The organism is Halomicrococcus gelatinilyticus, assembly GCA_024227995.1.
Taxonomy (GTDB): Archaea; Halobacteriota; Halobacteria; order Halobacteriales; family Haladaptataceae; genus Halomicrococcus; species Halomicrococcus gelatinilyticus.
This window is the reverse complement of sequence record CP100465.1, coordinates 1421679-1447193: the sequence shown is the minus strand read 5'-3', so window position 1 is coordinate 1447193 and position 25515 is coordinate 1421679. Positions and strand designations below refer to the sequence as shown.

Here is a 25515-nt window from a genome sequence, read left to right as displayed (position 1 = left end):
TTACACCGGCGAACGAGTTCGCCGAGCCGTCGTTCGCTTCGCTCACGACGACGTCGCCCGTCTTCCCGGAGCCGCCAGCCCCTTTCAGTCCCACCCGTTTCGGCTGGCCGGGCAAGCGATACCGGGTGGGACTGAAAGGGGCCGCGTGCTCGACGTACCCGGGCGACGCAAGCACCGCAGGTCGAAGACCGAGGAGCGCAGCGAGCCCCGGGAGTCGAGCACGCGGGGGCTTTCGAGGTGTTCTTGGTGGTCTCATTCTCGTCCGTCGCTGTCGCCGTAAAATTGCGTTCAAATGCTGATGGTCGCGAACGCGAGTCACTTTTCCCCGTCCGGCGGGAACGGATGGACATGCCGACCGTCGAGGAGAAACTGGCCGCGGTCCGAGACGACCTCGCCGAACGCGACGGCGTCCTCGTGGCGTTCAGCGGCGGCGTCGACTCCAGCGTCGTCGCCGCCATCGCACACGACGCGCTGGGCGACGACGCCGTCGCCTGCACCGCGCGGAGCGAGACCCTGCCGGAGGCCGAACTCGAAGACGCCAAGCGCGTCGCCGACGAGATCGGCATCCGCCACGAACTGGTCACCTTCAGCGAACTGGACGACCCTGCGTTCGTCGCCAACGACGAGGACCGCTGCTACCACTGCCGCACGATGCGCCTCGGGAAGATGTTCGAGACGGCCGAGCGTCTCGGCATCGACGTGGTCTGCGACGGCACGAACGCCGACGACGTGGGCAGCGACCACCGGCCGGGACTCCGCGCGGTCGAGGAACTCGACGCCTACTCGCCGCTGCTCCAGCACGACGTCACCAAGGACGAGGTCCGCGAACTCGCCGAGCACTACGACCTCTCGGTCGCGGACAAGCCGTCGATGGCCTGCCTCTCCTCGCGCATCCCGACCGGCCTCGACGTGACCGACGACCGCCTGTCGCGCATCGAGCAGGCCGAGGCCATGCTTCGCCAGTGGGGGTTCTCGCAGTTCCGCGTCCGCGACCACGACGGCCTCGCGCGCATCGAGGTCGACAGCGACGAACTGTCGCGAGCGCTCGACGAGGAGTTCGTCGCCGCCGCTCGCGACCACCTCACCGACGTCGGGTTCGACCACGTCACGCTCGACCTGCACGGCTACCAGACCGGCAGCGTGAGTCCCGACTCGGAGTCGGCCGAGGACGAACCCCTCGTCGAGGACGTGTTCGAGACGGACTACCCGACCGAGAGGACGTAGGACGCGGCGCTTCCGTCGCAGGACGACTGTCGCTATCCGGTCGCGTGACGGAAGCAGGAAATCGGATGGCGTTCGCACCCGAAAGGGTGGCAGTTTGCTGGCACGCGAACTGCGGTCTGTAGCTGCTGGCACGCGAGCTAAGGCAGGCGCGAACGCTACTACCACGTATGCGCCGGTCCCCCTTAGTTATACGCCGGTTACAGTGAAGGAAAGCGTCCATTGTGCCCGCCGGCCGGCGGGCAACGAGGCCGGGACGACTACCTGCCGGTCCACTTCAGCAGCAACAGCGTCCCCTCGAACAGGCCGACCATGGTGAGCGCCACCATGAACGGGGCCATCCCGGTCGGGTCGGGGCTGAACAGGAACGCGAAGCCGAGGAAGCCACCCCAGAAGTAGAGGCGGCGGGCGGCGAGCCACCGGCGGGTCGTCAGCCCCATCATGATGGCGAGCATGATGAGCAACGGAATCTGGAAGACGACGGCGAGCACGCCCATCATCATCAGGATGAGGTTGAACGTCTTCGTCAGCCCGAACGCGATGGCGATGTTGGCGCTCTGGGTGTAGCTGAGGAAGTAGGTGAAGATGGCCGGCAGGACGAGGAAGTACGCGAAGGAGAGGCCGACGAACGCGAGCACGAGGCTCGTCGGTACCGCCGCCAGGTAGTACCGCCGCTCGTGGGGGTAGAGGCCCGGTTTCATGAAGAGGTACGTCTCGTACACCATCACCGGTAGCGCGACGACGAGGCCGGCGAGGCTGGCGACCTTCAGCTCCGTCAGCACCAGTGCCAGGGGGTGGAAGAGCCTGGGGCGGGCCTCCTCGACCGGCAGGATGGAGTTCCAGAGAAAGTTGATGACGGTCTCGGCGACGGGGAAGACGAAGACGCTCACCGTCCCCGCGACGACGAGGACGACGGCGAGCCGCTTGATCATCTCCTCGATGTGGTCCGCGAGCGGCATCTCCTCGTCCTGCAGCGGCTCTGCGGGACCGTCGTCGATGACGTCCTCCGGGTTCTCCGGCGCGTACATCTCGGTCTCGTCCGGCGGCTCCGGCGACTCGTCGGCCGACGAGGACGTCGAGATGTTGCTACCGGGCGTCGCCTCCGGTTCTTCGCCCATTCAACACGCAGTAGCGCAGCAGTTCTTATAGGCTTTCTTCATCTTGGGAGACGGGAAGATTGATAACTGGCACGCGGTTATGCTCGACGAAGCATGTCGACATCCGGGAGCAACGTCATCGACGAGGACACCGCGAAGACGGTCGCCAGCGGTCGAGAGACCATCGGAGCGATGCTCTCGACGCTGCAGACCGAACTCCAGAAGGTGTTCGTCGTCTTCGTCGTCGGGTTCATCGGGACGTTCTACGGGATGTCGGCGATCGTCTGGCCGTTCCTCAAGGAGATCACCACGTCGGAGATGCCCGCCGAGGTGATGGACAAGGTCGAGATCATCGCGGTGACGCCGTTCGACGTCGTCCTGTTGCAGGCGAAGGTGGCGATGGTCGCCGGCGTGCTGTTCGCCGTCCCCGTCCTGCTCTTCCTCGGTCGCGAGTCGATCCGGGACCAGAGCTGGTATCCCGACGTCTCGGTGTCCTACTGGAAGATCGCCGCGTTCGTCGTTCTCGCCGTCGGCCTGTTCGTCGGCGGCCTCTTCTACGGCTACTCGCTGTTCTTCCCGCTGATGTTCAACTTCCTGGCGAAGAACGCCGTCAACGCCGGGTTCAGTCCGAAGTACGGCATCGTCGAGTGGACCCAGTTCGTCATCATCCTCTCGGCGTCGTTCGGCATCGCCGCCGAGATGCCGCTCATCATGAGCGGTCTCGGCTACTCCGGAATCGTGAAGTACGAGACGTTCCGCGACAAGTGGCGGTACGCGGTCCTCGCCATCTTCGCCTTCGGCGCGATGTTCTCGCCGCCGGACCCGTTCACGCAGCTCATGTGGGCTGCGCCGCTCGTCATCCTCTACGCCTTCAGCCTCTATCTCACGAAGCTCGTCGTGACCATCCGGCGCGGGAGCGGCGGGGTAAGCCTCGGCGGGACCGTCCGCCGCAACTGGAACACCGTCCTCGGCGTCGGACTGCTCGCCGGTGCGGCGGCGTACGGCTTCGTCACCCAGGGCGGACGCGGTCTCGTCAACGAGCAGTTGCTCCCGATGGTCCCCGGAGCGTACCGCCCGGGGACGGTGCCCCCGGTGGAGGCGGTGCTCGGACTCCCTCGCGGGACGGCCGTCCTCGTCGTCGCCGTCGGCGCGGCGCTGGTCGCGCTCGTGCTGGCGGTCCTGTACTACCTCTTCCAGGCGGTCGAGGCGACCGCGGCCCAGGTCGACGACGCGACCGGGGCGGTCACGGTGGACGCGCAGACGGCCGACGACCCCGCGGCCCCGTCGGCCGGCGCGCCGGCGGAGATCGGCCTGGACGACCTCGACGCCGCGGGCGTCAGGGCGGCCCCGCCGGAGGTCTTCGCGGGCATGACCGAGGAGCAGTCGCTCCAGCACGCCCAGGCGGCGATGGACGACGACGACCCCGAGAAGGCCCAGGCCATCCTCGACCGCTTCGACGAGGCGAACGAGGAGGTGGCGACCGCCACGACGGCGGGCGACGACGCCGACGGCGAGGACGAGGACGCGCCGATGGCGGGCGAGGCGGCGACCGAGCCCGACGACGACGGCAACGTCTTCCAGAGCACGGCCGCCGGGATGGCGAACGCGTTCACGGAGGAGGAGACCACCGAGGACGACGTCGGCGGCTACTACTACGACCTCGCCTTCATCTTCCAGAGCCTCACCTCGAAGATGTTCCGCATCGTCGGGGTCTTCATGCTCGTGCTCGCGTCGGTGTTCGTCGCGCTCTACCGCGGCGGCATCGGCGTCATCAACGAGGACTTCACCAGCCGCGTCCCCCAGACCGTCGTCGAGCAGGTGGCCCAGGACGGCGAGTCGCTGCTGCCAGTCGTCACCCTCCACCCCGTCGAGGCGCTCGTGTTCGAGGTGAAGATCAGTACGCTCATCGCGGCGGTGGCCGTTCTCCCGATGGTCCTGTACTACGCCTGGCCGGCCATCAAGGAGCGCGGCATCACGTCGAGTAGCGGCGACCGCCGGGTGTTCTTCGTCTGGGGTGGCGCGCTCGTTCTGGGACTGTTCGCCGGTAGCTTCGTCGGCTACGCGTTCGTCGCGCCGAACATCATTTCCTGGCTCGTCGTCGACGCCCACCAGGCGAACATGGAGATCGCCTACCGCGTGAAGAACTTCTTCTGGCTGGTGTTCGCCACCACCGTCGGCATCGGACTGCTGGCCAACGTTCCGGTTACGATGCTGCTGTTCGAGCGCGGCGACATCGTCTCCTACGACACCTTCCGCAGTCGCTGGCGGGTCTTCGTCGTCGGCACGTTCGCGGTCGCCGGCCTCGTGACGCCCGACAGCCTCTACACGATGTTCCTGGTCGCGATTCCCGCCTCGCTCGCCTACGGACTCGGTCTCGGCACCCTCTGGTCGACGCGGACGGCCCGGACGAAGTTCGCCCAGTTGATGGTCGTCGCGGTGGCCGGCTTCAGCGTGGCGTGGGTGTTCTTCTACGCCGGCGGTGGACCGTGGCTGAACCAGACGGTCCTCCCGATGCTCCCGTCGGCCGTCCGTCCGGCCTCGCTCCCGTACGTGGAACGCCTGCTGGGCGTCTCCTCCTTCGTCGCCATCGGCATCGCTGCCACCGGTGTGGCGATGGTCTCGTTCCTCGCCGGCATGTTCGCGTACGCCGTGCGGAGCCTGGAGAGCCGGCGCAACCAGGTCCTGCTCGTCCTCGGCGGACTGCTGCTGGTCGCCCTCGTGGCCGCCACCGCCATCGGGATGGCGACCACCGGGTCGCCGCCCGCCCCGGCGGTGAACAACTCGACCAACGCCACCGCGCCCGGCGTCGTCCTCGCCACGACGACCACGACGCCGCAGCTGTCGACCGTGAGCACCACGTCTCCCGTGCCGACCACGGCCACGACAGCGGCCGCTACGACGGCGATGACGGCTACCGCGGCGACGACTCCCACCACGCCGCCGCCGACGACAGAAACAACCACCACGACGACTAGCACGCCGACCACGACCACCACGACATCGCCGACGACTACCACGACCACTGAGACACCGACGACGACCACGCCGACAACTACGATCAACGCGACGACAACTACGACCAACGCGACGACGACCACCACGAATACGACGACGACCACCACGAATACGACGACGACCACGACCAACTGACCCTCGCGGCGACCCGGCTGCCGGCGCGGCCTCTCGCGTCGCCAGTTCAGGTGCGTGCGCCGCCGACGGACCGTTCGAACGGTTTATGCCGTCCCTCCGATATTCTCGTAGTATGACCAAGATAAGCGTCGAAGTGCCCGACGAGCTCCTCTCGGACCTCGACGACCACGTCGGCGAGGACGGCAAGTTCGTCAACCGCAGCGAGGCCATCCGGGCGTCGGTCCGGAAGATGCTCGACATCCTCGACGAGATCGACGAGCGCCACGGGAGGCTCGAGGATGACTGACCGTGGCGAACTGGCGACGAGCCAGCTCGCCATCGTCGCGCTGTTCGTGACGGCGCTCGTCACCGCACAGCTGACGGCGTCGAAGGTGCTCGCGTTCTCCATCCCGTACTCGCTGCCGGTGACCGGCAGCACCCTCGTCATGCCCGGCGCGGCGCTGGCGTACGCGCTGACGTTCTTCGCGTCGGACTGCTACGCGGAGCTGTACGGCCGCCGGCCGGCCCAGCGACTCGTCAACGTCGGCTTCTTCATGAACTTCGTCATGCTCGCGCTGGTCTGGTCGACCATCGAGGCGCCCGCTGCCCGGTCGAGCGTGAACCCCGAGTGGTTCGGCGCGGTGCTCGGCGCGAGCACGAACATCGTCGTCGCCAGCCTCGCCGCCTACCTCGTGAGCCAGAACTGGGACGTCCTCGTCTTCCACAAGCTCCGCGAGCTCACCCACGGCTCCCACCTCTGGGCGCGCAACATCGGCTCGACGGCGACCAGCCAGGCCATCGACACCGTCATCTTCGTCGGCATCGGCTTCTACCTCCTGCCGACCTACGCCGGCATCGGGCCGGAACTGAAGAACGAGGTCATCCTCTCGCTCGTCGTCGGCCAGTACATCCTGAAGCTGCTCATCGCCGTCGTCGACACGCCGTTCGTCTACGCCGTCGTCGGCTACCTGCGTTCGCAGGGCCACGGCGCCGTCCGACCGCGAGCGGCCGACTGAGACCGCCGTCGACCGCGGGCCGCGGACTGATTCCCTTCTCGGCCGCCGTCGCTTCCTTGCCGCTCCTCACCGCAGCACCGCAATGGGTAGCGACGGGCTCGTCGAACTCGACCAGTCGTGCTGGTCGGCGCTCGCCAGGTACAACCTCGTGCTCGCCACTGCCTTCGGCGTCTTCGCGGTCGCGATACGGACGACCAGTCCGGACAGCACGCTACTGCTCGTCGAGAACGCGGCGCTCGCTGTTCTGTTCGGTAGCGTGCAGACGTACTGCTGGCTATCGCGGTGAGAACGGGTGCCGGGGAGAACGAGCGGGTCAGTCGAGGCGCTCGGCGAAGCCGAACCGGGGCTTGACCTCGTCGACGCGGATCTCGACCGTCTCGCCCTCCTCGGCGCCGGGGACGAACAGCGTGTACTCCTCGACCTTCGCGACGCCGTCGCCCTCGCTGCCGACGCCCTCGATGGTGACCTCCAGGCGGTCGCCCTCGCGGACCGGCGCGGTGAGCCGACCGCGGGCGACGAGGTACACCTCGGAGGACTCCTGGCGGGAGGCGTCCGGGCTCATCGTGCGGACGTACTCGAACTCCGCCTCGACGTCGTCGCGGAAGTCGTCGAGGTCCTGGCCCTGGAACACCTTCACGACGAAGTCGCCGCCGGAGTCGAGCACGTCGAGCGCCGTCTCGAACGCCAGCCGCGCGAGGTGGACCGACCGCGCGTGGTCGACGTTGTACTCGCCGGTCATGTTCGGCGCCATGTCCGACAGCACCACGTCGGCGTCGCCGACGAGTTCGGTGACCGCCTCGCGGGTCTCCTCGTCGGTCATGTCGCCCTTGACGGTCTCGACGCCGTCGAGCGGGTCGATGCGCTGGAGGTCGACGCCGACGACGGTGCCCTCGTCGCCGACGCGTTCGGCGGCGACCTGGAGCCAGCCGCCGGGGGCCGCCCCGAGGTCCACCACCGTCGCGCCGTCGTGGAGGAGGTCGACGGCGTCGTCCAGCTGCTGGAGCTTGTACGCCGCCCGGGAGCGGTACCCCTCCTGTTTCGACTTGTTGTAGTAGTGGTCTCGCCCCGTCATGCGTCCCTCACCCGGTTCCGTGACGTGTTCCACGCGGGAACGACCGACGAACGTGCGTTCATATCGAGTGGAACGTGGTCGACCCGGAAAGGCACATCGGATAGCAGCCGAACCGCGCTCGCCGCTCGCTCGCCGGCGTCGCTCCGGCTTCGTCTCGACCGGCTCGAAACGGCGACCCGACGAACGGCACCAGTCCGGTTCCGGACGCCAGGGAAACGGCGCTCGAAACGCGGGCTGCGACGGCGATACGAGAGCACCGGCGGTCAGAACGTCAGGCGTTCCAGCAGCCGTCGCAGGCGACCCGGCCTGTTCCGGTCGTGGACGTGGACCGTGAGCACCGGCTCCGGCCGGTCGCGGTCGAGCGGGTCGCCGGGGCTCACGAGGGTGAGGTCGGGAGCAGCGACGCGGCCGCCGTCGGGACGCGCGACCACGGTCGTCCCGGAGCTCGCGACGACGTCACGGATGTCGCCCTGGTAGACGTCGATGGCGTCCGCGCGCCGGTCGGTCGTGCGGCGGCCGATGCGGTACTCCAGGTGCATGCGTGCCTCGTTGCCGACGGCGAGCGCGTCGCCCAGCGCCAGTTTGACCGGGTCGTACGGCCCGCGGCCGGTGACGACGCGGATGTCTGCCACGTCGTCGACGTCGCCGTCGGACAGCGTCCCGACGTCACACGGGGCGTGCTTGCGGACCCACTCCACTCCGCACCGAAGGAGTCCCCCGTCGAAGCTGGCGTCGTCCTCGGGGAGCAGGACGAGGTCGGCGTCGTGCCCGTCGGCGACGTTGACGACCGCGTGGGCGGCGTCGTGGCTGACGACCTCCCCGAAACTGATCGGGACGTCGACCTCGGCGGCCAGTCGTTCGGTGAACGCCTCGAAGGCCTCGTCACCAGGGGACTGCACTTCGGCGGCGTACTCGAGCGGTACCTGGTCGGGTTCGACGTCGAAGCGGACGACGGAGACGCCGCCGTCGTGTGCCCGCGCGACGTCGGCGGCGACGCGCACCAGCGCCCGTGCGCGCTCCGTGGTGGTCTGTTCGTCGACGCCGACGAGCACCTCGTAGCCGGGCTGGGACAGCGCCGCACGGGTATCTCCGACGAGGTCTTCGCCGATGCGTCGGCGGACTTCCTCGACGACTGCCCCCTCGCGTTCGACCCGCTGGCGGGCGTACGTGAAGTACCACGCCCCCCCGGCGGCGCTGATGACGACGGCGCCGACCAGCGGGACGGTTCCCATCTGTGTCAGCAGGGCCAGCCCCGTCACGACGCCGAAGGCCTGCATCCACGGGTAGAGCGGCGACCGGAAGCTCGGCTCGTACTCGGCGTGGCCCTCGCGGAACGCGACGACGGCGGCGTTGATGAGCACGAACACGAGGAGCTGGAACGCGCTCGCGAGCTTCGCGATCTCCATGATCGGGACGAACGCGATGAGCGCGAACAGGACGGCACCGGTGAGCGAGATGGCGGTCGCGGGGGTCCCGAGTCCGTCGTGGACGGCCCCCAGCCTCGCGGGTGCGAGTCGGTCCCGCGCCATCGCGAACGGGTAGCGCGAGGACGAGAGGATGCCCGCGTTGGCCGTCGAGACCAGCGCGAGGACGGCCGCGACGACGACCGCAGCGACGCCGGCCGGGCCGAGCGTGATCGCGGCGACGTCCGCCATCGGCGTGAGCGTGTCGCCGACGGTCGAGAGGTCGGCGACGCCGACCATGACCGCGACGATCAGGACGTACAGCATGGTCGTGAACGCGAGCGACCCGAGGATGCCCAGCGGGATGTTCCGGTCGGGGTTCTCGATCTCCTCGGCGACGCTGGCGACCTGCGTGACGCCCGCGTACGAGACGAACACGAGTCCCGTGGCGGCGAGGAGGCCGCCCGGCCCCTCGCGGAAGAACCCGGCGAAGCTGGCGCCTCTCACGTCGGCGGTGCCGCTCGTGACGAACCAGACCATCGCCGCGAGCATGACGGCGACGATGCCCACCTGGAGCCGCCCGGTGAGTTTGGCACCGACCAGGTTGACGAGCACCAGGGCGGCGGCCAGGCCGAGCGTCAGCGGCAGTATCCACGAGTCGGGCACCGACACGAGCAAGAAGATGTACGGCACGCCGCCGACGAGCGCGAGGCCGCCCTTGAACGACAGCAAGAACCACGTCCCGACCCCGGCGACGGTGCCGAGCAGCGGACCCATCCCGCGCTCGATGTAGACGTACGAGCCCCCCGATTCCGGCATGGCCGTCGCCATCTCCGCCTGGGAGAGTGCCGCGGGGAGGACGAGGACGCCGGCGACGAGATACGCGAGGACGACCGCTGGACCGGCGATGCCGACGGCCAGCGCGGGCAGGATGAAGATGCCGCTCCCGACCATGGCACCGATACTGATGGCGACGACGCTCGCGAGTCCGAGGTCGCGTTCGAGTCCTTTCGCCATTATTCTTCGATCCTCGCCCGCTCGTCGGCCTCGGCCGCTCGGTCCGTGAGCGTCGATTCCGTGACGGCGACGGAGTCTGCAGATTCCTCGACGGCAACGGAGTCGGCCGTCGCACGGGCGACGGTCCGCGAGACGCAGACCGTCTCGATGCCGGCGTCGTCGAAGGCTGCCCGCCTGTCGGGGTCGTTGACGAGGGCGACCACCCTGTCGGCGTCGGACGCGCGCCGGGCGGCCGTCGCGAGCAACAGATTCCGTGCGTCGGAGGCCGTCGCGACGACGACGGTCGACGCCGAACGGTCGGCGGGTAACGTGGCGGTCTCGAGTGTCGACTCGTGGGCAGTCAGGCCAGCCTCGCGTGCGCGACTCACCGTCGGCTCTCCGTCGACGATGGCGACTGGCTGGTTCTGTGCCGCTAGCTCGGTCGCGAACTCGAGGCCGATCGGCCCGCCCCCGAGAACGAGTGTTTCCTGGGTCATATCTGGTATGGCCCCGAGCCACCCCTCCGAGGGCGACGACCGGTGGCTACCACCAGTACTCTCCCTGGGAACATAAGCCGCCCGGTAAAATCGGAAGATTTCAAATTAAATTCGGGGCAAAGTTCCGAGGATGGTAAAATATCCTCGGAAATTGAATGGTGGTGGTTGCTGTGCCGGTGCGTGTATCGTTTCTTCGGAGTACAGTCCGGCGGTGTGTGGCGAGCCCGTCCGGCCGGTCGTCTCGACAGGCCGAGAGGAGCGATGGTTGCCGTTCACCTCCCCGGGTGGCCCAGCGCGGGCGTTCACACGCTTCGCTCGCCGCCGTGTGCCGTCGTCGCGGTGTACGCGGCCGTCTCCCGCTCCTCACGGTACGCTCTCCGCCCGTCGCCCAGCCTCCGAAATCGCTGCCGACCGCGAAACATCGCTGCCGACCGCGAAACTGGTGTCCTCGTACGCGACGCGCGCGCGAACGGGGACTTTTTATGGCGGGGTTTCGTAGCCCTCATCAACATGTTCAAGGCTATCGTGAGTGCCGACACGCTCCGGACGACCATCGACTCCGTGAGCGTGCTGGTGGACGAGTGCAAGATCCACCTCGAGGAGGACGGCCTCTCCATCAAGGCCGTCGACCCGGCCAACGTCGGGATGGTCGACCTCGAACTCGCCGCCGAAGCGTTCGAGTCCTACGAGGCCGACGGGGGCGTCATCGGCGTCAACCTCGACCGGCTCGACAGCATCGCGGGCATGGCCAACGCCGACCAACTCGTCGAGATGGAACTCGACGAGGAGACCCGCAAGCTCCACATCCAGATCGACGGCCTGGAGTACACGCTCGCGCTCATCGACCCCGACTCCATCCGCCAGGAACCCGACATCCCGGACCTCGACCTCCCCGCGAACGTCGTCATCGAGGGTGCCGACATCGACCGCGCCGTCACCGCCGCCGACATGGTCTCCGACCACATCGCGCTCGGCGTCGACGAGGGCGACGAGCTCTTCTACGTCGACGCGGAGGGCGACACCGACGACGTCCACCTCGAACTCACTCGCGAGGACCTCATCGACCTCACCGCCGGTCCCGCCCACTCCCTGTTCAGCCTCGACTACCTGAAGGACATGAACAAGGCCATCCCGAACGACGGCGAGGTCTCCGTCGAACTCGGCGAGGAGTTCCCCGTCAAGCTCCACTTCGAGACCGCCGAGGGGCTCGGCGAGGTCTCCTACATGCTCGCGCCGCGCATCCAGAGCGACTGAGACGTCCGGGCTCTCGCGAACTCCCCTCTCTTCACCGTCTCCCGGCCCGCGAGCGGTCGCTGCGCTCCGTCGACCGTTCTATCGCGCATTTCGCCTCGTCAGAACCGCCCCCAGCGCCGCCGTTCTCAGAGGTTCCGGTCGATGACCGACTTCGCCGCCTCGGCCTTCTCCTTCCAGCCGTAGCCCGTCTCGTAGACGTGGCGCTTGTTGTCGACCAGCTCCCCGGGCGAGGACTCCTCGAAGCCGCCGCGCGCCCACGTCCCACTGTCGTGGAGCCACTCGACGACGTTCTCTCGCGTCTCCTCCCACGAGAGGCCGACCATCTCGTACCAGGCGACCATGGCGAAGACGGCGTTGTCGTGACAGCCGGGGACGCTCCCCTTCTCGTAGATGGTCTGCATCGGCTCGATGGTCGGCTCCGAGACGGTCTCGCGGAACTCCTCCGCGGAGAGCAGTCGGAGCGCCCCGTCCGTCTCGACCACGCGCTGCTCGTGCTGGAGGCGGTCGAGCGCCGCCTCGTGGAGCGCGTCCCAGTTGCCGTGAACGTCGTCCCGTATCTCCCGCTCGGTCCGGGCGTCCCCCGAGAGGGTGGCGACGACGTCGACGTAGGCCTTCTCGATGTCGGCCCAGGGTTCCCCGTCGAACCGGCAGTCCGGGCCGTGGAGGTTCGTCGTGGTCCGGCAGTCCGGACAGGGGTACTCGAAGCGTGGCACGGACCGGCGTTCGAACGCCCCGGTAATAACCGATTGGGTTCGCGCCGACGAGGGAAACGGCGCGTTTCCGAAGGGAAATCGCCCGTTACCCGGGACCGTCGCGTTTATCGGGGACCGGTCCGGAACGGGAAAGCATGAACGCGCTCCACGCCCGGTACCCGTTCCTGTCGGCTGCACGCGAGGCGGTCAGGGAGGCGGACGTGGACGTCGCGGCCGTCGTCTCGCGCGAGGGCGACCGCCACCCCGCCGTCGAGCGCGCGGTCGAGCGCGTGCGCCGCGCGCTGATGGACGGCACGGTCCGCCCGCCCGAGGACGGCCGCCGCTGGGGGACGAGCGCCGAACTGCTCTCCTACCCCGTCGCGCGCCTGCTCGTCTCGCTGCTCGACGCCCCCGGCGCGGTCGACAAGTACGCCCGCGCGGAGGCCGACACGGCGTACGACACGTTCACCTACGACTTCGACCACCAGGACGACCGGACCCGCGAGACCATCTCGCTCGACGCGCTACTCGCCGACTTCGACCTCGGCGACGACGTCGAGCGGCGACGCGAGAGCTACGCCGTCGCGGTCGGCACCTACCTCTCGCTGGCCGCCGACCTGCCGGCCTACGAGTGGCGGCTCGCGTCGCGCCGCCTCGCCGACGGTCGGGTCACCGTCTCGGAGGCGGAACTGCACGAACTGCTGCGCGAGGCCGTCGAGCGCCGCGTCGCTTCCGACCTCCCGCTCGACGTGCCGGAGGAACTCGCCGCTGGCCTCGCCGCGGAGGTGGACGAACTCGAGTCGTCGTTCACGGACGCCGACTTCTCACACGACATCGACACGCTCGCGCCGTCGCTGTTCCCCCCGTGCATGCAGGCGCTCGTCGAGCGGGCGCGCGGCGACGACCGGCTCCCGTCGCACTCGTGGTTCTCGCTGGTCGCGTTCCTGACCGGCATCGGCCTCGACGCCGACGACGTGCTGTCGTTCTGCGAGGTCGACTCCCCGTCGCTGGCCGATCGCCTGCGCTACCGCGTCGAGCGCCTGGCGGACGACGGTAGCGCGCAGTACGCGCCGCCGAGCTGTGCGACGATGGCGGCGTACGGCGACTGCGTGGAGAAGGACGGTCGCTGCGAGACGATAACGCACCCGATGGCCTACTACGAGGACGCGCTGGCGGAGAGCGGCGACGTGACCGACTGGCGCGAGCGCTAGTGCTGGTTCGCCAGCCAGTAGCCGAGGACGGTCATCAGCAGGATGAAGGCCACGATGACGGCGACGAGCGCGAGCGCTCCCTGTTCGGTCAGGCCGCCGCTGTCGAACTGCGACCCGACGACCAGCGTGCCGACGATGAAGAACCCGACAGCACCGACGGATACGACGATATCGCGGAGCGTCTCGCCCTCGACGTTCATGGACGTCCGTTCCCGCGGTGGTCTCAAAAACACTGCGTTTCGTAGCCGACGCTCGACGGCGAGACGCCGTTGCCGAACGACGACCGACGTCGCCCCGGAAGCGCCGCCGCGCCCCGCCGCGTCCGTCGGTCGGTCGGTTCACGCCGCCGTTACCGTCCTTCGATGCGCCGTTACCGCCCGGTAACGGCCGCGAGAGCTCGTCTGGCGGTGAAAGTCTTAGGCGTCTCCGGCACCTACGTATCGGTACGTGGAACCGACGTCCGGCGTGGCGAACGCCGCTCGTTTCGCCGCCCGGGACGCCCCACAGGAGGACCACCCATGCCGAAAACAACCACCTCCAGGAAAGCATCGCTCGCCCCGCGGCGGACCGACGACCTGGACGCGCGCTCCCGGCGCGCCAGAGCGGAGCGGATGGCCGTCACGCCGATCGGCGGCGGCGTCTACGAGGTCGACAGCGAGAGCGGCCACACGTACTTCGTCGACCTGCCCGGTAGCCGTTGCACCTGCCCGGACCACATGTACCGCGGCACCCGGTGCAAGCACCTCCGCCGGGTCGCCATCGAGGTCGACGAGGGTCGCGTCCCGCCGCCGGGCGAGATGGCCGTCGACTGTACGGTCTGTGACACCACCCTCTTCGTCGACGAGCGCGACGACGGCCCGTACTGCTGCGAGCACTGCGAACTGGCGCCCGGCGAGACGGTCGTGGACGCCGAATCGGACGACCTGCTGGTCGTCGTCCGCACCACCGACCGGCGGGCCGACGAGGTCCAGGTGCCCGGCCACGACTGCACCGTCGCGGAGTACCCGAAGAACGAGCGCTACCCCGACGACGATCCGGTCGTCGAGGCGCTGTACCCGCTCCCGAGCGGCATGGCAGCCGACGAGGTGCGACCCCACCACCTGCGGCCCTACTCGTTCCCCATCTCGCGGCTGGAGCGGCGCTACCGCTAACGAGCGGTTCGAAAGCGCGTGAGAAACCGGTTCGAACGGCGTGCGACGCCGGTCGGTCGCGATTACGCGGTGCCGTTCAGTTCGATGTCCCGGACTTCCATCATCCGCTCGTCCGTCTCCAGCGCCCGCTTCGCCTCGTCGGTGAGCGCGTCGTCGAGGTTGTACACCGACAGCGCCTCGCCGCCGTGGGCCTCTCGGGCGTTGAACATGCCCGCGATGTTGACGCCGTGCTCGCCCAGCACGGTCCCGACGAAGCCGATGACGCCGGGTTCGTCGCGGTTGCGCGCGACCAGCATGTGGCCGTGCGGGATGGCGTCGACGCGGTAGCCGTCGATGCGGACGATGCGCGGGTCCTCGCCCGCGAACAGCGTCCCCTCGACGGTGATCTCCTCGTCCGTCCCGGCGACGGTGACCGCGACGAGGCTCTGGAAGTCGGCGGCCTGCCGGGTCTTGCTCTCGGTCACCTCGACGCCGCGCTCGTCGGCGATCTGGGGCGCGTTGACGGCGTTGACCTGCCACTCCAGCGGCTCGAAGACGCCCTTCTGGGCGCTGGCCGTGACGAGTTCGACGTCCTCCTCGCTGATGTCGCCCTCGTAGCTCACCTCGATGCGTTCGATGCGCTCGTCGAGCAGCTGGGTGGCGATCTTGCCCGCGGTCTCGGCGATCTCGATGTACGGCTCGACGCGGGGGAACGCGCTCTCGTCGATCGAGGGCGCGTTCAGCGCGTTCACGACCGGCTCCTCGCGGAACGCCGCGAGCACCTGGTCGGCCGTGCTGGTGGCGACGTTCTCCTGGGCCGCCTCCGTGCTCGCGCCGAGGTGTGGCGTGACGACCACGTCCTCGACGTCGAGCAGCGGGTTGTCCGGCGAGATGGGTTCGTCGGCGAACACGTCCACCGCCGCCCCCTTGAGAGCGCCCTTCTCGACGGCCTCGGCGAGCGCGGGCTCGTCGACGACGCCGCCGCGAGCGCAGTTGACGAGGTAGCCGCCGACGCGTTCGAGCTCGTCCGCCCCGATGAGCCCCTCCGTCTCCGGGGTCAGCGGCGTGTGGACGGTGAGGAAGTCGGCGCGGTCGAGGCAGTCGCCGAGGTCGACGAGCTCCGCACCGATCTGCGCGGCGCGCTCCTCGCTGATGTAGGGGTCGTAGGCGACGAGGTCCATCCCGAGGCCGTCGAGCTTGCGCGCGACCTCCTGGCCGACGCGCCCCAGGCCGACGATGCCGAGCGTCTTCCCCTTCAGCTCGGTCCCGAGGTAGTCGCCCTTCGCCCACTCGCCGTCCTTGAGGCGCGCGTGGGCCTGCGGGATGGAGCGCGCGGCGGCGAACGCCATGGCGACGGTGTGTTCGGCGGCGGCTCGGACGTTGCCTTGCGGCGCGTTCGCGACGATGACGCCGTTCTCGGTCGCCGCTTCGATGTCGATGTTGTCGACGCCGATGCCCGCGCGACCGACGATGACGAGGTCCGAGGCGGCCTCGAACACTTCGGGGGTCACCTCGGTGCCCGAGCGGACGACCAGCGCGTTGGCGTCGGAGACCGCGTTCAGCAGCGCGTCGCCCTCTACGTCGTAGGCCGTCTCGACCTCGTGACCCGCTTCGCGGAACCGTTCGAGGCCCGCGTCGGCGATGGGGTCCGTTACAAGTACCTTCATAGCAGGTATGGGTAGATTCATCGGGTTAACCCTTTCTCTGCCTGCGAAGATTGCCAGTAGTTTTCACAAACTATGGAAACGGAATTTTTAGTGCGGTGAAGAGCGGGGCCAGTCGCCTCCCGCGCCGGGTGCGGGCGGACCCGGTGGAACCGGGAGGACGGCAGCTGAGGGCGTTACGCTTCGGGGGCGTCGTAGCGCGTCACGTAGACGGCGGCGGCCGAGAGTGCGGCGACCGCGATTCCGACGAGGACCGCGTTGACGAGGGGGTTCCCCACCGACAGCTTGGTCCCACCGACGAGTACCGCCGAGCAATCCCACCCACGACAGGGCTAACGACGGAACGGCGGTGCGGCGACGGGAAGCTGTCCCCTTCGAGTACGGATTACCGACGGTACCCTCGACGGGTCCGGACGCTACGCTCTCCGGACGAGGTAGGCGCTCGCGGCGCCGACGAACGCGACGGCGCCGCCCACCGCGACGGCGTCGACGACGAGCGGCGTGAACTGGACGTTCGTGCCGAACCAGGTGTAGTTCATCCCGAAGTCGCTGGTGGTCTTCATCTGTGACGACGCGAGCACGGCGGTCAGGACGACGAGCGCGACGGTGCCGGCCAGCGAGCCGAGGCCCGCCGTCACCCACGCCGTCTTGTCCGAACCGTCGAGGGTGAGTCCAGTGTACGCCCCGGCGCCGAGCGCCGTCACGGCCGCGACGACCGGCGAGGTGTAGATGGCGAGGGCCGCCGTGAGGTTGACGAACGACGTGCCGAGCGAGGCGGCGAGTTCGCCGTTCTCGCCGGTCTGTTTGGCCAGGTCCTCCGTGAGCAACGGCGGTTTGCCGAGGACGCCCAGGAGGACGACCGCCAGGCCGATACCGCCGCCGACGACGGCGAACGCCGCCGTGAGGAGCTTCACCTGCTCTTTGACCGTCGGCCGGGCGACGATGTCCGAGATGGATTCCGCCTGCGGCCTCCCACCCTGGGCGGCGACCGTCTCGCCCGCGACTGCTTGCTGGTCGTCCCCCGTCTGTGGCGTGTCACTTGCGTCCGACATATGCGAACTGGTGACCAGTACCACCTTATACCTTCGCACGGATACGACGGATATCGGCAAAGTACGCCCTGACGGCGCTGTTTCTGACAGTCCTCGAACGTGACGCTCGTTCGAACGACCGACGGGTCGTGCGGCCGAGAGGAACGTCCGTCGGGACGGTCGGTGACGTGTCCGGGGCGGACACAGACTGCCGGACATCTGCCGCGAACACGCCCATTTAACCTGTCGGCGACGAAACGCTCGAACCGAATGAAGGTAGTCGCGTTCGACTTCGACGGTACGCTCTCCGAGTCAGAGATGACGGTCCTGCTCGGCGAGCGCATGGACGTCGCCGACGAGATGGCCGACATCACCGAGCGGGCGATGAACGACGAGATCAGCTACGCGAGGAGCCTGCGCGACCGCGCCGCGCTGCTCGACGGCCTCTCGCTGGAGTCGGCGGCGGACGCCTACTCCGAGGTGGCGCTGCGGCCCGGCGCGGCCGACGTCATCGACGCGCTCGCGGAGAAGGGGACCTACGTCGCCATCCTCACCGGCGGGTTCGAGACCGGCGTGCAGGCGGCGCTGGAGCGCGAAAGCGTCGCGGTGGACGAGATAGTCGCGAACCGACTGCCGGACGACGGGGCGGCGCTGACCGGCGACGTCGAGGGACCGCTCATCGAGGGGACGAAGGACGACGCGCTGGAACGACTCGCCGACGAGCAGGGCGCAGACGTCGTGAACACCGTCGCGGTCGGCGACGGCGCGAACGACCTGCCGATGCTCGAGGTCGCCGGGCTCTCGGTCGGCTTCGAACCCAAGCCGGCGGTGGAACCGGCCTGCGACGTCGTCGTCTCGGACATGACCGAACTCCACGACGTGCTCGCCGAGCGGAACGCCATCTGAGCGGCGCTCCGACTGCTCCGCCCACTCTGGCCACTTCGGCCACTCTGGCTGCTCCGGCCGCTCCGACTGCTCCGCCCACTCTGGCCACTTCGGCCATTCCGGCCGCTTCGCCGCTACGTGGTCGGCATCACGGTTATTTTCTCACCCGAAAAAATTTTATTACTATCAATAGTTGATACGATGAGAATGTCGCTCCTGGAGGCCACGTTCCGTAGCGAGGAGTCGTTGCGGGACATCGATTCGGTGCTGCGACGACTGAAGCAGCGAGGGTGCACGCTCCTCGTCACCGGCGACGTCTCCGGACCGGTTTCGGGGCTGGCGACGCGGCGCCTGCTCGGCGACCCGGCCTGCGACCGCAAGCGCGTGCTGGCGTTCACCGGTGCCACCGTCGAGCACGTCGACCACTGTCTCCCGGTCGGCGTCGCACGGGACGACCCCGACGTGTGGATCGTCGACCCCGAGGCGAAGCGACGTGAGATACCGGACCGCGCGACGGGCGTCGAACTCCCGTCCCGGGACGCCGACCAGAGCGACCTCGGTCGCCTGCGGCAGGAACTCGTCCAGGCCGTCGGGTTCTTCGACGACGCCACCGACGGCCTCGACCCGGCCGAGCTGCGGGTCGGCGTGGCCGCGCTCGACTATCTCCTCGCGGCGAACGGACGGCCGGCGGTGGTGCGGTTCCTGCGGGCGGTCGTCGCGCTGGTCCACGGCGTCGGCGGCATGGGGCACGTCCGCCTCCCGTTCCCGGACGACCACGACGTCGTCCGTGACCTCTCGCCGCTGTTCGACGCGCGCATCGAACTCCGCAAGCGGGGACAGACCCCGCCAGAGCAGCGCTGGCACGTCCCGCGACACGACCTGACGACCGTCTGGACGGGGTTGTGACAGCCATGCAGCCAACGTTCGTCTCGCATCCCGACCGGAACGGGATCGAGGTCGTCGACCCCGTCGAGAGCGCGCGGTTCGCGCTGTACACCGGGACGCCGGTCGATCCGACGCCGGCCGACCCCGACGCGTTCTACTTTCCGGTCGACCACGCCGTCGGCGTCGAGGCGCGACGGATCGAGATCCCGAAACTCGGCAACGTGTTCGTCCGCCGCCGGGACGGGTCGCTCGTCGCGGACAACACCGACCGGACCGACCTTGCTCTCCCGGTGGACGACTACCTGCTCGAACTCACCACCGCACCGATGAAGCTCTACCTCGCGGTCGAGAGCAGACTCGCCTTCGAGCATACGGACGACGCGGTCGTCGTCTCCTTCGACGCCCCGTCGACCGTCCGCGTCGGTGCGCGGTCGTTCCACGACCGGCCGGCGGGCACCGTCACGGTGACCGACGACCCGACGGACGTGCTGCGGGCGATGTCGCTGTTCGGGTCCGCGCTGAAGACGACGAGTCCCGAACGCGCGTTCCCGACGCACCGCGGCCATCCGCCGCTCGTCGAGCGCGGCGACGCCTTCGAGGTGCCCGACGGCCTCGCACGGCCCGATACGGGCATCGAACTCGTCGTCCCGCCCGAGTACGAGTACGTCTACCCGGCCGCGCCGCTGGCCTACTACCTCGGCGCGGCCGTCGTCCCCGGCGATTCGCCCCGCATCGTCGCCGACGGCTTCGAGTACCCGCTGGCGGAGTACGAGGACGCCGTCCACCGGGTGCTCCGGCAGACGTTCTTCCTCGACTGCCTGACCCGGACCGAGGGCCACTACGAGGTGGACCTCCACGAACGACGGCAGGTCGAACCCCACCTCGACCTCGACTTCGCTGCGCTGTACGACGCCTCGCCCGCCGAGCGCCTGGTCGCCTACCTCGGCGTACCGTACGCGACCGTCGCAGACTACGTCCCCGAGTGGAACCTGACGACGCACGTGATGCCGCGGCCGGAACACGTCGGCGTCCTCCCGTTCGTCGCGGACGACCTCGCGCTCGTGCGCTGTCCGCCCTCCCCGACGGAGGCGTCCGTCGAACCGACGCTGGACGCCCAGGCCGAGTTCCTCCGCACCGACCCGGCCGAGTTCACCCGAAGCACGGACGACACCGACGTCATCGAAGCCGACCTCGACGACGTGTTCCAGCCGACCGCCGTCGACACCGTCGAGCACGCCTGGGTCGGCGACGGCTATCCGCTCGGAGCCAACAAGACGACGCCGGACGCGCGACGACGTCGACTCCAGCGCGACAACAGCGACTCGACCGACATCTCGGTCCACGTCGTCTGCAACGACGAGCAGATGCGTGACGAGGACGTCGTCGCCGACCACTACGGCGACCGCGACATGCTCTCGTTCGACGTCGACGTCCACTACGACTGTTCGGTCGCCGAACTCCGCGACCTGCTGGAGACTCCCGCGAACTTCCTCCACTACATCGGCCACGTCGACGACGAGGGCATCCACTGCGCCGACGGCCACCTCGACGCCGGGACGCTCGAATCGGTCGGCGTCGAGGCGTTCCTGCTGAACGCCTGCCGATCGTACGAGCAGGGCGAGGCGCTGGTCGACGCCGGCAGTTTCGGTGGCGTCGTCACCCTCTCGGACGTCGCCAATTGCATCGCGACGAAGCTCGGCCGACCGCTGGCCCGTTTGCTGAACTACGGCTTCTCGCTCCGCGTCGCGCTCGCCATCGCCCGCGACCAGGTCCTCACCGGCTTCCGCTACGGCACCATCGGCGACGGCGGCCTGACGCTGGTGCAGAACGAGAGTGGGCTGGTGGTGTATACGAAAGTTCGTCGCCTGGAATCCGACAAGTTCGAACTACAGCCGATCGCGTACCCGACGGGGAAGTACGGACTAGGTTCCATGATGACGTTGACGTACTACGAGTCGGACGTTCAGTACATCAGCTCCGGTGCTCTCGACGAGGTCGTCCTCGACCGGAGTGAGTTCGAGGAGTTCCTTGACGACGGAGTCTTTCCGGTAGAGGTTGACGGGGAACTCCGCTGGTCGGATGCTCTCACGCCATCAGATGTCTGATTACGTTCCGTTCGTCGCCGCGTAATTGTTCGCCGCTGCCATTCCCCAGCTAGCCAGCAGCAGCATCGCCGTGAACAGCGCGCCGATCAGTCGGGGGTGCTCCGCCAGTCGTTCCGCGAGTTCGTTTCGGGTCATGATCCGATCCGAATTTCTATTCGCAATAGATTATATTTAACTTAATATTGTTTCACAATCAAACATAAATACAATCGCGGCGGGGAATCTCGCAAAGGGCTGGGGCCCCGGAGAGAACGCGCTTCGCGGTAGACGACCGGTGTTTCGACGGGGTCCCGCGGTCGGTCCCCGTCAGCGCGCCGCCTCGACCGGCAGGTCCCGAGCACCCGTCGTCGCTGTCGCGTTCGGCGGCGGTCGCTCGCCGAGCGTCACCCGAACCGTCTGGCGCTCCCCGTCGCGGACGATGGTCATCGACACCGTGTCACCCGGTCGCCGCTCCGCGAGGACGCTCGAGAGGTCCTCGCCGGACTGCACTGGCGTCCCCTCGACGCTGACGATGACGTCGCCGCCGACCGGGACCCGTGTGCCGTCGCCCATCTGCGTCTGCTGGCTCCCCTGTAGCACGCCGCCGGCGGGGCCGTTCGGTAGCGTATTGACGACGAGCACGCCCTGGGCGCGCTGCAGGTCGTTCGCCTGCGCGACGATGGGCGACACCTCTAGCGAGGAGATGCCGAGGAAAGCGTGACTGTAGCTCCCGTTCTGGACGAGCGAGGGGACGACCCGGCGGATGACCTCCGTCGGAATGGCGAACCCGAGGTTCTCGCCACCCTGGATGCCGGCGGTGTTGACCCCGACCACGCGCCCCGCGCAGTTCACCAGCGGTCCGCCGCTGTTACCCGGGTTGATCGGGGCGTCGGTCTGGACGCCGTCAGGAATCGAGAACCCGCGCTGACTCGGGATCGTGCGGTTGAGGCCGCTGACGACCCCCTGGGTGATTGACCCCTGGAGACCGAGCGGGCTTCCCAGGGCGGCGACCGGTTCGCCGGGTTCGGCGCGCTGCTCGGCCAGCGGCAGCGGTTCGGCGTACCCCGGCACGTTCTGGACGCGGAGCACGGCGAGGTCGCTGTAGGGGTCGCTCCCGACGACGCGCGCCGTCCGCCACTCGCCGCGGTCGAACTGAACCTCCACGCTCGACGTGTTGGCTACGACGTGCTGGTTCGTGACGATCAGGCTCTGTCTGTAGAGGAACCCCGACCCCTGTCCGAACTGGCCGTCCTGCGTGGCGACGCGCACCGAGACGACCGAGTCGATACTCCGGTCGTACAACCCCTCGAAGTCGCAGCGCTCCTGCTGTTGCTGGCTCTGCTGGTTCGTCGACGTGGCCGTCGCCACTGCTCCCACGCTCGCGGTCACCAGCGCGACCACGAGCAGCGTGACGAGTCGATTTTGCATCCCGGTCTCTCGACGACGCGCCGACCAAAGAAAGTCGTGGCCCACCAGTCCGGACGGCAGCGGCCATTCCGTCGTCAGCGTGGACCTGCTCCCGGCCGCTACGGTGCGCCGTCCCGCAGCGCGTCGACGGTCTTGCGGACGTACTCGGTCATCCGGTCGGCGCGGCGCTCGGCTTCCTCGCCCGTGACGTTCCCCTGCAGGAACAGCGACCGGACGTACGACGCCGTGTTCACCAGCCGATAGACCTCCTCGCGCTCGTCGAAGCCGTCCGGGAGCGGGCGCACCGACTCGTATCCCGCGCGGAACGCCGCCTCGACGGCCTCGTCCTCGTTGCCCAGCAGCGGCAGTGCGGTCCGCCAGTAGTCGTACTCCGCGGGCCCGGCGAGCGCGTGCTCGAAGTCGATGACGCAGGTCACGTCGCCGTCGTAGACGCCGACGTGCTCCGGCAGGTAGTTGCCGTGGCAGAGGACGGGGTCGCCCGCTCCGTCGAGGAGTTCCGGCCGCTCGCGGAGCAGCGCCAGCGCGTCGTCGGCAGCGTCGACGTACGTCCGGCCCCGTTCGTGGTCCGCGAGGCACGCGCGCCGGTCTTCGAGGAACGCCCGGACCGTCGCCGGCCACGACTCGCGGGCGTCGAGCGCCGGTCCGTCCGTGACCCGTCCGTCGTTCGACGCCACCCCCTCGTCCGTCGACCGGAAGAACCCTGGCGCGTCGAACGCCGTCTCCTCGTGCAGTCGCGCCAGCCCCGCGCCAATCGTCCGGGCGCGTGACTCGTCGACGTCACAGGGGTCCTCCGGGACGTCGTCCGACCACGCCGCGACGAAGTGGTCGTCGCCGACGGCGAGGACGTGCGGCACTGGAATCGACGTCGTCCGGTCGACGTGCTGGAGGAGTCGCGCCTCCGTGGCCGGATCGCCTTCGTCGCTCGTCGCCAGCTTGCAGACCGCGCGTTGGCCGTCGAGCGCGACCTCGTAGGTGGCGTGGGGCGGCACCTCGTGGAGCAGGCCCCGTACCTCGTACTCGTCCGAATGCGATGCGAGTGCGTCGTGAACGTCCGTCTCGGTGCTCATGTGTTCGTGCCGGTTTACGGACGGCGACCGGCCGGAACTAGTTCGAATCGAGTGGCAGTGCTGCGGCTCCGGCCGAGAAGATGGACACCCGTTGATGTGGATACCATCTATTTAAATCATCCGGCAAATGGAACGTCGGGGCTGCTGGACCTGCTGTTGTCACTCGACCATCTGCTCGGAGCACGTAGAATGGGTTGGACACGTAGAAAGCCCTCGTCCGTTCCGGTCGCGGGACTCGCTGCGGTCCTCGTGGCTCGCTTCGCTCGCACTGCGGTCCTTGCTTCGTCCTGCGTCCCGGAACGGACTCGCCCTTTCAGTCCGCCAGGACGAGGGTGTTCCCCAGCGCGAAACGGCTGCTTGCTAGATGCGGCGCCACTAACCACGAGTCCTCCCCAGCATCCGCGCGAACGCAGTGAGCGCGGTTCACCGGCGGCGAGCGGAGCGAGCCGCCGGCCTTTTTAGCGTAGCTTTTTGCAAGCGGTTCGACGAGTGCGGCGCGCCAGCGCCGCACGAGGAGGACCCGCAGTAAAAAGGTACTACTGGTAGGCGGGAATCCCGGTCAGATCCTCGCCCAGCACGAGCGTGTGGATGTCGTGGGTGCCCTCGTAGGTGTACACCGTCTCCATGTTCGCCATGTGGCGCATCGGCGAGTAGTCGGTCGTGATGCCGTTGCCGCCGAGCATCTCGCGGGCGACGCGAGCCTGGTCGCGAGCCATCCGGACGTTGTTGCGCTTGGCCATCGAGACGTGCTGGGGGCGCATCTCCCCGCGCTCCTTGAGTTCGGCGAGCCGGTGGGCGAGCAGCTGGGCGGTCGTGATCTGGGTCGCCATCTCCGCGAGCTTCTCCTGCTGGAGCTGGAAGCGCCCGATGGGGCCGCCGAACTGCTCGCGCTCGGTGGCGTACTCGCGGGCCACCTCGAAGCAGTCGCGGGCCGCGCCGACCGCGCCCCACGCGATGCCGTAGCGGGCCTGCGTGAGACAGGAGAGCGGCCCCTTCATGCCCTCGACGCCCGGCAGGACGTTCTCCTCGGGGACGGTGACGTTCTGGAGGCCGATCTCGCCGGTGATGGACGCCCGAAGCGAGAGCTTCTCCGTGATCTCGTTCGTCGTCACGCCGTCGCGGTCGGTCTCGACGAGGAACCCGCGCACGGGGTCGTCCTCGGCCGAGCGGTCGCGCGCCCAGACGACCGCGACGTCGGCGATGGGCGAGTTGGTGATCCACGTCTTCGAGCCGTTGAGGACGTACTCGTCGCCGACCTTCTCGGCGTGCGTCTCCATGCCCGACGGGTTCGAGCCGTGCTCCGGTTCCGTCAGTCCGAAACAGCCGACTGCCTCGCCCGTCCCCATCTCGGGCAGCCAGCGCTCCTTCTGCGCCTCGGAGCCGTAGGCGTGGATGGGGTACATGACGAGCGCGCCCTGCACGCTCGCCATCGAGCGCAGGCCGGAGTCGGCGGCCTCCAGTTCCTGCATGAGCAGGCCGTACGCGGTCTCGCTGACGTTCGGCAGGCCGTACCCCTCCAGGTTCGGCGCGTAGAACCCGAGTTCGCCCATCTCGGGGATGATCTCGGCCGGGAAGGTGCCCGCCTCGAAGTGTTCGCCGACGTCCGGTTTGACGTTCTCCTCGACGAACTCCCGGGCGGTGTCCCGGATGAGCCGCTCCTCCTCGTCGAGGTCGGCCTCGAGTGAGACGTAGTCCAGCATGGGTACGACTGTGGGGCCGGACGTGAAAAACACTCCTACTCGGTAGCACGGCG

General features: G+C 68.5%; 23 protein-coding genes. 11 read left to right on the top strand and 12 right to left on the bottom strand.

The window, feature by feature from the left end; translation table 11 throughout:
- The first annotated feature begins 348 nt into the window (after positions 1-348).
- On the top strand, positions 349-1224 hold the full coding sequence (gene larE, locus NKT36_RS07720) for an ATP-dependent sacrificial sulfur transferase LarE (protein WP_327050467.1): 876 nt from the start codon (positions 349-351) through the stop codon (positions 1222-1224).
- 257 nt (positions 1225-1481) lie between these two features.
- Here larE and tatC read toward each other — a convergent pair whose 3' ends face one another.
- Entirely contained in the window at positions 1482-2339 is an 858-nt protein-coding gene (tatC, locus tag NKT36_RS07715; RefSeq protein ID WP_327050466.1) for a twin-arginine translocase subunit TatC, read from the bottom strand.
- A gap of 93 nt (positions 2340-2432) precedes the next feature.
- On the opposite strand from tatC, the gene NKT36_RS07710 reads away from it, so the two are divergent.
- The 4 genes from NKT36_RS07710 (at position 2433) to NKT36_RS07695 (ending at position 6749) form a co-directional block, all read left to right on the top strand.
- On the top strand, positions 2433-5468 hold the full coding sequence (locus NKT36_RS07710) for a twin-arginine translocase subunit TatC (protein WP_327050465.1): 3036 nt from the start codon (positions 2433-2435) through the stop codon (positions 5466-5468).
- A gap of 112 nt (positions 5469-5580) precedes the next feature.
- A complete protein-coding gene (locus NKT36_RS07705) occupies positions 5581-5754 on the top strand; it encodes a ribbon-helix-helix domain-containing protein (RefSeq protein WP_113274720.1) in 174 nt (57 codons plus the stop codon).
- Positions 5747-6463: a queuosine precursor transporter gene (locus NKT36_RS07700; RefSeq protein WP_327050464.1), complete on the top strand. Its 717-nt coding sequence runs from the start codon at positions 5747-5749 to the stop codon at positions 6461-6463. Before NKT36_RS07705 ends, NKT36_RS07700 begins: the two co-directional genes overlap by 8 nt.
- Before the next feature lie 82 nt (positions 6464-6545).
- Positions 6546-6749, top strand: a complete 204-nt coding sequence (locus NKT36_RS07695; RefSeq protein ID WP_327050463.1) for a hypothetical protein — start codon at positions 6546-6548, stop codon at positions 6747-6749.
- Positions 6750-6776: 27 nt separating this feature from the next.
- On the opposite strand, the gene NKT36_RS07690 is transcribed toward NKT36_RS07695, so the two are convergent.
- The 3 genes from NKT36_RS07690 to NKT36_RS07680 all read right to left on the bottom strand — a co-directional run bounded on the left by NKT36_RS07690 (position 6777) and on the right by NKT36_RS07680 (position 10431).
- Positions 6777-7535 (bottom strand): 23S rRNA (uridine(2552)-2'-O)-methyltransferase, encoded by a 759-nt coding sequence (locus tag NKT36_RS07690; protein WP_327050462.1) that lies wholly within the window; start codon positions 7533-7535, stop codon positions 6777-6779.
- A 263-nt stretch (positions 7536-7798) separates the two neighbouring features.
- Positions 7799-9955 (bottom strand): amino acid permease, encoded by a 2157-nt coding sequence (locus NKT36_RS07685; RefSeq protein WP_327050461.1) that lies wholly within the window; start codon positions 9953-9955, stop codon positions 7799-7801.
- Positions 9955-10431 carry an NAD-binding protein gene (locus NKT36_RS07680; RefSeq protein WP_327050460.1) on the bottom strand — a complete coding sequence of 159 codons (477 nt, stop codon included), beginning with the start codon at positions 10429-10431 and terminating at the stop codon, positions 9955-9957. Before NKT36_RS07680 ends, NKT36_RS07685 begins: the two co-directional genes overlap by 1 nt.
- 510 nt (positions 10432-10941) lie before the next feature.
- Here NKT36_RS07680 and NKT36_RS07675 point away from each other — a divergent pair.
- On the top strand, positions 10942-11685 hold the full coding sequence (locus NKT36_RS07675; RefSeq protein WP_327050459.1) for a DNA polymerase sliding clamp: 744 nt from the start codon (positions 10942-10944) through the stop codon (positions 11683-11685).
- Between the two features lie 125 nt (positions 11686-11810).
- On the opposite strand, the gene NKT36_RS07670 is transcribed toward NKT36_RS07675, so the two are convergent.
- Positions 11811-12398, bottom strand: a complete 588-nt coding sequence (locus NKT36_RS07670; protein WP_327053368.1) for a DUF7474 family protein — start codon at positions 12396-12398, stop codon at positions 11811-11813.
- 134 nt (positions 12399-12532) lie between these two features.
- Between NKT36_RS07670 and NKT36_RS07665 the strand changes: the two genes are divergently transcribed.
- Positions 12533-13588: a DNA primase large subunit PriL gene (locus NKT36_RS07665; RefSeq protein WP_327053367.1), complete on the top strand. Its 1056-nt coding sequence runs from the start codon at positions 12533-12535 to the stop codon at positions 13586-13588.
- On the opposite strand, the gene NKT36_RS07660 is transcribed toward NKT36_RS07665, so the two are convergent.
- Positions 13585-13788 (bottom strand): DUF7472 family protein, encoded by a 204-nt coding sequence (locus NKT36_RS07660; RefSeq protein ID WP_327053366.1) that lies wholly within the window; start codon positions 13786-13788, stop codon positions 13585-13587. The genes NKT36_RS07665 and NKT36_RS07660 overlap by 4 nt on opposite strands.
- Before the next feature lie 318 nt (positions 13789-14106).
- On the opposite strand from NKT36_RS07660, the gene NKT36_RS07655 reads away from it, so the two are divergent.
- Positions 14107-14739, top strand: a complete 633-nt coding sequence (locus NKT36_RS07655) for an SWIM zinc finger family protein (protein ID WP_327053365.1) — start codon at positions 14107-14109, stop codon at positions 14737-14739.
- 62 nt (positions 14740-14801) lie between these two features.
- Here NKT36_RS07655 and serA read toward each other — a convergent pair whose 3' ends face one another.
- Together serA and NKT36_RS07645 are read right to left on the bottom strand one after the other, a co-directional pair.
- Entirely contained in the window at positions 14802-16385 is a 1584-nt protein-coding gene (gene serA / locus NKT36_RS07650; protein WP_327053364.1) for a phosphoglycerate dehydrogenase, read from the bottom strand.
- A 413-nt stretch (positions 16386-16798) separates the two neighbouring features.
- Positions 16799-17434 (bottom strand): hypothetical protein, encoded by a 636-nt coding sequence (locus tag NKT36_RS07645; RefSeq protein WP_327053363.1) that lies wholly within the window; start codon positions 17432-17434, stop codon positions 16799-16801.
- A gap of 249 nt (positions 17435-17683) precedes the next feature.
- Between NKT36_RS07645 and serB the strand changes: the two genes are divergently transcribed.
- From serB to NKT36_RS07630, 3 genes are all read left to right on the top strand, one after another.
- Complete coding sequence (gene serB / locus NKT36_RS07640; RefSeq protein WP_407652209.1) at positions 17684-18319, top strand: phosphoserine phosphatase SerB; 636 nt, start codon at positions 17684-17686, stop codon at positions 18317-18319.
- A 186-nt stretch (positions 18320-18505) separates the two neighbouring features.
- Positions 18506-19204 carry a DUF7504 family protein gene (locus NKT36_RS07635; RefSeq protein WP_327053362.1) on the top strand — a complete coding sequence of 233 codons (699 nt, stop codon included), beginning with the start codon at positions 18506-18508 and terminating at the stop codon, positions 19202-19204.
- A 5-nt stretch (positions 19205-19209) separates the two neighbouring features.
- Positions 19210-21288, top strand: a complete 2079-nt coding sequence (locus tag NKT36_RS07630) for a hypothetical protein (RefSeq protein WP_327053361.1) — start codon at positions 19210-19212, stop codon at positions 21286-21288.
- On the opposite strand, the gene NKT36_RS07625 is transcribed toward NKT36_RS07630, so the two are convergent.
- The 4 genes from NKT36_RS07625 to NKT36_RS07610 all read right to left on the bottom strand — a co-directional run bounded on the left by NKT36_RS07625 (position 21289) and on the right by NKT36_RS07610 (position 25462).
- Complete coding sequence (locus NKT36_RS07625; RefSeq protein ID WP_327053360.1) at positions 21289-21423, bottom strand: DUF7503 family protein; 135 nt, start codon at positions 21421-21423, stop codon at positions 21289-21291. It abuts the gene before it with no gap.
- A gap of 171 nt (positions 21424-21594) precedes the next feature.
- Positions 21595-22695 (bottom strand): S1C family serine protease, encoded by a 1101-nt coding sequence (locus tag NKT36_RS07620; protein WP_327053359.1) that lies wholly within the window; start codon positions 22693-22695, stop codon positions 21595-21597.
- Positions 22696-22793: 98 nt separating this feature from the next.
- Positions 22794-23762: a phosphotransferase family protein gene (locus NKT36_RS07615; protein ID WP_327053358.1), complete on the bottom strand. Its 969-nt coding sequence runs from the start codon at positions 23760-23762 to the stop codon at positions 22794-22796.
- A 536-nt stretch (positions 23763-24298) separates the two neighbouring features.
- A complete protein-coding gene (locus NKT36_RS07610) occupies positions 24299-25462 on the bottom strand; it encodes an acyl-CoA dehydrogenase family protein (protein WP_327053357.1) in 1164 nt (387 codons plus the stop codon).
- Positions 25463-25515: the final 53 nt, after the last annotated feature.

Bases quoted from the DNA above. Each gene is read 5' to 3' on its own strand.
- larE (WP_327050467.1), top strand. From the start codon at position 349: ATGCCGACCGTCGAGGAGAAACTGGCCGCGGTCCGAGACGACCTCGCC.
- tatC (WP_327050466.1), bottom strand. From the start codon at position 2,339: ATGGGCGAAGAACCGGAGGCGACGCCCGGTAGCAACATCTCGACGTCC.
- NKT36_RS07710 (WP_327050465.1), top strand. From the start codon at position 2,433: ATGTCGACATCCGGGAGCAACGTCATCGACGAGGACACCGCGAAGACG.
- NKT36_RS07705 (WP_113274720.1), top strand. From the start codon at position 5,581: ATGACCAAGATAAGCGTCGAAGTGCCCGACGAGCTCCTCTCGGACCTC.
- NKT36_RS07700 (WP_327050464.1), top strand. From the start codon at position 5,747: ATGACTGACCGTGGCGAACTGGCGACGAGCCAGCTCGCCATCGTCGCG.
- NKT36_RS07695 (WP_327050463.1), top strand. From the start codon at position 6,546: ATGGGTAGCGACGGGCTCGTCGAACTCGACCAGTCGTGCTGGTCGGCG.
- NKT36_RS07690 (WP_327050462.1), bottom strand. From the start codon at position 7,535: ATGACGGGGCGAGACCACTACTACAACAAGTCGAAACAGGAGGGGTAC.
- NKT36_RS07685 (WP_327050461.1), bottom strand. From the start codon at position 9,955: ATGGCGAAAGGACTCGAACGCGACCTCGGACTCGCGAGCGTCGTCGCC.
- NKT36_RS07680 (WP_327050460.1), bottom strand. From the start codon at position 10,431: ATGACCCAGGAAACACTCGTTCTCGGGGGCGGGCCGATCGGCCTCGAG.
- NKT36_RS07675 (WP_327050459.1), top strand. From the start codon at position 10,942: ATGTTCAAGGCTATCGTGAGTGCCGACACGCTCCGGACGACCATCGAC.
- NKT36_RS07665 (WP_327053367.1), top strand. From the start codon at position 12,533: ATGAACGCGCTCCACGCCCGGTACCCGTTCCTGTCGGCTGCACGCGAG.
- NKT36_RS07660 (WP_327053366.1), bottom strand. From the start codon at position 13,788: ATGAACGTCGAGGGCGAGACGCTCCGCGATATCGTCGTATCCGTCGGT.
- NKT36_RS07655 (WP_327053365.1), top strand. From the start codon at position 14,107: ATGCCGAAAACAACCACCTCCAGGAAAGCATCGCTCGCCCCGCGGCGG.
- serA (WP_327053364.1), bottom strand. From the start codon at position 16,385: ATGAAGGTACTTGTAACGGACCCCATCGCCGACGCGGGCCTCGAACGG.
- NKT36_RS07645 (WP_327053363.1), bottom strand. From the start codon at position 17,434: ATGTCGGACGCAAGTGACACGCCACAGACGGGGGACGACCAGCAAGCA.
- serB (WP_407652209.1), top strand. From the start codon at position 17,684: ATGAAGGTAGTCGCGTTCGACTTCGACGGTACGCTCTCCGAGTCAGAG.
- NKT36_RS07635 (WP_327053362.1), top strand. From the start codon at position 18,506: ATGTCGCTCCTGGAGGCCACGTTCCGTAGCGAGGAGTCGTTGCGGGAC.
- NKT36_RS07630 (WP_327053361.1), top strand. From the start codon at position 19,210: ATGCAGCCAACGTTCGTCTCGCATCCCGACCGGAACGGGATCGAGGTC.
- NKT36_RS07625 (WP_327053360.1), bottom strand. From the start codon at position 21,423: ATGACCCGAAACGAACTCGCGGAACGACTGGCGGAGCACCCCCGACTG.
- NKT36_RS07620 (WP_327053359.1), bottom strand. From the start codon at position 22,695: ATGCAAAATCGACTCGTCACGCTGCTCGTGGTCGCGCTGGTGACCGCG.
- NKT36_RS07615 (WP_327053358.1), bottom strand. From the start codon at position 23,762: ATGAGCACCGAGACGGACGTTCACGACGCACTCGCATCGCATTCGGAC.
- NKT36_RS07610 (WP_327053357.1), bottom strand. From the start codon at position 25,462: ATGCTGGACTACGTCTCACTCGAGGCCGACCTCGACGAGGAGGAGCGG.